This is a genomic window from Thalassospira sp. UBA1131 (assembly GCF_002311515.1).
Classification (GTDB): domain Bacteria; phylum Pseudomonadota; class Alphaproteobacteria; order Rhodospirillales; family Thalassospiraceae; genus Thalassospira.
Map to the genome: position 1 here is coordinate 1 of NZ_DCAO01000065.1, position 2032 is coordinate 2032.

Annotated in this window: 2 protein-coding genes; one reads left to right on the forward strand and one right to left on the reverse strand. The window is 54.4% G+C overall.

The window, feature by feature from the left end; translation table 11 throughout:
- Window positions 1–386, reverse strand: a 386-nt coding sequence (locus tag B3Z49_RS09815; protein WP_296990418.1) for a DEAD/DEAH box helicase family protein, incomplete at its 3' end; no start/stop codon positions are given.
- A 316-nt stretch (window positions 387–702) separates the two neighbouring features.
- Between B3Z49_RS09815 and B3Z49_RS09820 the strand changes: the two genes are divergently transcribed.
- The gene (locus B3Z49_RS09820; RefSeq protein WP_296990420.1) at window positions 703–1905 is read left to right on the forward strand and encodes an aspartate transaminase; all 1203 of its coding nucleotides are present in this window, start codon (window positions 703–705) and stop codon (window positions 1903–1905) included.
- Window positions 1906–2032: the final 127 nt, after the last annotated feature.

The following is a 2032-nucleotide window of genomic DNA, read 5'->3' on the forward strand; positions in this document are numbered from 1 at the left end:
CTGTCTTTTTCGATATAGGTGTCGGATCGCGGGATATAGGCTTCGGGCTGGTAATAGTCGTAATAGGAAACAAAATACTCGACCGCATTATCCGGGAAGAAATACTTCATCTCGGCATAAAGCTGGGCGGCCAGCGTCTTGTTCGGTGCCAGAACCAATGCCGGGCGCTGCGTTTTGGCGATGATGTTTGCCATCGTAAACGTCTTGCCCGACCCGGTCACGCCAAGCAGAACCTGATCGCGCTCGCCCTCATCAATACCCGCCATCAGCTCGGCAATTGCTTGCGGCTGATCACCGGCGGGCTCGTATTCGGTCACCAGTTTGAATTCCCGTGATCCTTCAACAGGCGGGCGACGTTTGGTCAAAAATTCCGGTAGCGCATTCATCGGGCAGATCCCTTTTCATTCCAACCCTAGTTATAGGTCAGATACGCCTGACCGCAAGCCCCCGCCCTGACAGTTCCTGTCAGGAAGTGTCAGGAGACGTCAGGATGTAAATCCGGGAACAACGGGTGTTTTGGCACGTTTGCAAAACAGTTCTTTCCGCTAGGACTTCTGAAAGGCTGCAAAATTGGATAAAATCATCCCAAAGAACCCGCAGAAGGCCCTAAACAGCCTTGAATTGGAATTAAGGCAGGCGTAGGGTCCGAACCGAAAGAACACGATTCTTTTCACTTCTCATAAATTCCAGGGAAACAGACCAATGGCGTTCATTGCCGACCGTTTGAGCCGTATCAAACCCTCTCCCACCATTGCTGTCACCACCAAGGCTGCCGAACTGAAGGCTGCTGGCGTTGATGTGATCGGACTTGGCGCAGGTGAGCCGGATTTCGATACCCCCGACAATATCAAAGAAGCTGCCAAAGCGGCGATTGACGCTGGCAAGACCAAATACACTCCGGTCGCCGGCACGCCGGAGCTTCGCAAGGCAATTGTCGAAAAGTTCAAGCGTGAAAACGATCTGGAATACACCATCGACGAAATCACCGTCGGTTGCGGTGGCAAGCAGACCCTGTTCAACGCGTTCTTCGCGACCCTGAACCCGGGCGACGAAGTCGTCATTCCGGCACCTTACTGGGTATCCTATCCGGACATGGCGCTGATGGCCGAAGGCACCCCGGTCATTGTTGAATGCCAGGAAGAAAACGACTTCAAAATCACCGCTGCCGAACTTGAAGCCGCGATCACGCCGAAAACCAAATGGGTTGTTCTGAACTCGCCGTCGAACCCGACCGGTGCGGCCTATTCGCGCGCCGAACTGCGCGCGCTTGCCGACGTGCTTCTGAAACATGAAAACGTCTACATCATGTCTGACGACATGTATGAGCATCTTGTCTATGACGGTTTCGAATTCACCACCATCGCCCAGGTCGAGCCGAAGCTGAAAGACCGCACGCTGACCTGTAACGGTGTGTCGAAATCCTATGCCATGACCGGCTGGCGCCTTGGTTATGCCGCAGGCCCGGTCGAGCTGATCAAGGCCATCAACAAGGTTCAGTCGCAGTCGAGCACGCATACCTCGTCGATCAGCCAGGCGGCTTCGGTCGAGGCGCTCAACGGTACGCAGGACTTCCTGGCAGAGCGCGCAGAAGTGTTCAAAAAGCGTCGTGACCTTGTTGTTGCAGCGCTCAACGAATGCGAAGGCCTGTCGTGCAAAACCCCGGAAGGTGCGTTTTATGTCTATCCGTCCTGTGCGGGCGCAATTGGCAAAACCACCCCGGATGGCAAGAAAATCGAAACCGACACCGACTTCGTCACCTACCTGCTTGAGGCAGAAGGCGTCGCGGCGGTTCAGGGTTCGGCATTCGGTCTGGCACCGTATTTCCGCATTTCCTATGCGACCTCGGATGATGCCCTGACCGAAGCCTGCAAACGCATCAAACGTGCGTGCGCAGCCCTGAAATAAGGTCTGCTGCCCCGATCTTCGGGATTAAATCATATCAAACAGGGTCCGGCACTTGCCGGGCCCTGTTTTTTTGTCCATGATTACAATTAAACAATTGCGCACCGAATTACCGATAAATCACCCGAAC